Annotated in this window: 3 protein-coding genes; all 3 read left to right on the top strand. The window is 35.3% G+C overall.

The features are described 5' to 3' along the window. Positions 1-143 precede the first annotated feature (143 nt). The 3 genes from A6E06_RS09180 (at position 144) to A6E06_RS09170 (ending at position 2,077) form a co-directional block, all read left to right on the top strand. Positions 144-632 (top strand): hypothetical protein, encoded by a 489-nt coding sequence (locus A6E06_RS09180; protein ID WP_065591840.1) that lies wholly within the window; start codon positions 144-146, stop codon positions 630-632. A gap of 142 nt (positions 633-774) precedes the next feature. Next, positions 775-1,239 (top strand): ASCH domain-containing protein, encoded by a 465-nt coding sequence (locus tag A6E06_RS09175; RefSeq protein ID WP_065640691.1) that lies wholly within the window; start codon positions 775-777, stop codon positions 1,237-1,239. Positions 1,240-1,381: 142 nt separating this feature from the next. Next, the gene (locus A6E06_RS09170) at positions 1,382-2,077 is read left to right on the top strand and encodes a hypothetical protein (protein ID WP_141676928.1); all 696 of its coding nucleotides are present in this window, start codon (positions 1,382-1,384) and stop codon (positions 2,075-2,077) included. Positions 2,078-2,109 lie beyond the last annotated feature (32 nt).

Below are 2,109 nucleotides of genomic sequence, written 5' to 3'. Positions count from 1 at the left end.
ACGATTTACTACACTCGGCATCTCAGGTTGTCGGGTGTTTCTCGTTTTAAGGTGTCAATTTTAAGTATAATTGCATAGTAGTAAACGTGTTATGCAGGCGTTAGCTCTCTGATTTACATTTATAGTAAAAATAAGGAAATAATATGTTATTCAAAAGGATAGTAACTAGTGTGGTGTGTTTTTTATTACTTGGATGCTCAGGTAAAGTTATCATACAAGAACCTAAAACAATTACTAACGTACCTAATAGTATGGAATTTTCGGCCTCTTACTCGGATATTTGGTTGCAAGTAATTGATTGGTTTGCTGCGAATAACATCAAACTTGATCATATAAGTAGAGAATCTGGCTTTATAAGCGCAAGCACCAGTAATTTTTATAAAGACGCTTTTGATTGTGGTGATGTCCAGACTGATGTGCTTGCAACATTAGAGAAATATAGTGAATTATCAAGTTTAAACGTAACCGTCAGAACCGTTGGTGATAATACTAAAATTACAATAAATTTAACTGCTGAGTTTTATGGTTCAGCGCATGATAATGGTTGGGGCAATACTCTTGGTTTTTCTGGGCAATGTGTATCCACTGGAAAATTAGAATCTTCATTATGGAATTTCGTGAAAGAAAGCTAACAATCGCATCAACACGATTTGCTACATTCGGCATTCTAGGTTTCTTTTAGTTTCCCGTATTAAGTGGTAAGTTTGACTTCATTTGCATGGCAGCAAACGTGTTATGCAGGCGTTATATTGCGAAAATAGTTAAGAGGATTTCATGGAAGAACAGTCTCAAGTCTACTTAAATCAATATCTAAGCTCACTTTCTGAAATTGAACGTGAAAAGTATCAATCATTCAGTTCAGACTATTTCTGTGCTGATGAGCATAATGCCAATTTATGTGCGGAATTAATCCGAATTGGTCAAAAGACAGCAACTTGTAGCTTAAATGTTTGGTATGAATCAGGTGAAGAACCAATGCCAACTGTTGGTCATTTACAAGTGGTCGTTGATTGGAATGGGAAACCAATTTGTATCATTGAGATTGATTCAGTTGAAACGTGTAAATATAACGAAGTTACGGCTGATTTTGCTCATGCAGAAGGCGAGGGCGACGGTTCATTAAAATGGTGGAGTGAAGCTCATTGGCGTTTCTTTAGTGCTGAATGTTCAGAGTTAAATATTCAGCCTAATGAGGAAATGGTTATTGTATTGGAACGATTTCATGTCGTTTATCAATAGGCAATATAACAAAGCAATCAACACGATTTATTACATTCGGCGTTGGAGGTTTGTCTTTGGTTTAGGTGTTTAAGGCGGTAAAATTCAGCTAAGTCGTCGTCGTAATAAACGTGTTATTGCGGCGTTATGTTCAAGAGGTAGTATGAAATTAATCGAAAAGGAAAGACGGAAGATATCTAGAGGCTATATTGAATTGCGGCGCAGGCGAATAAACTGGTCACTTTTTGTTAGACAAACGATTTTAGATACGTGTAACCAATTTTCTGAAAAAGCAAAAAATGAGAGTTATCCATTTCGCCTAATGTGTTATTCTGATATTGAAAATCTAAACGCTGAATCAATCGAATATAAAGTTGGTATTAACTACATTGGAATAGAGCACAAAGAAACTAAAGTTCGTGAAAATGGTAGTGTACAACGATCACGAAAATTGGTTTTGGAAAAAGATTGTGCTCTTGTTTTTTCACAAATGCCTTGTGGTCGTATAATGATTTTACTCTTTCCGTATAAGTCTGAAGTCCACCAGCGCAGTGAAGAAAATATTATGCTTCATTATGCGTTAGAACCAGAAAAACTAACTGAAAAATTTGTAAATAAAACGATTGAAAAGTGTTTGTTTTATGCTCGAATGAGTAGTGTATTTGGTTTTGCTGATGACTCAAGTATATTTGATTATATAAAACTAGGTTGGTTGAAATTTAGGGATTTACGGGCAAAGCAATCAAGGTCTAAAGGTATAACCTCACTTACCAGCGAATGGTGGAAAATCATAGTTACGATAGCTTTAACTTTAGCTACAACATTAATTGCACAAAAGTTTGGTATAAGTGGTAATTGAACATAACAATCGCATCAACACGATTTGCTACA

This window comes from Aliivibrio sp. 1S175 (assembly GCF_001690985.1).
Taxonomy (GTDB): Bacteria; Pseudomonadota; Gammaproteobacteria; order Enterobacterales; family Vibrionaceae; genus Aliivibrio.
Note: the sequence above shows the minus strand (reverse complement) of the source record. Positions and strands in the feature narration are given on the sequence as shown.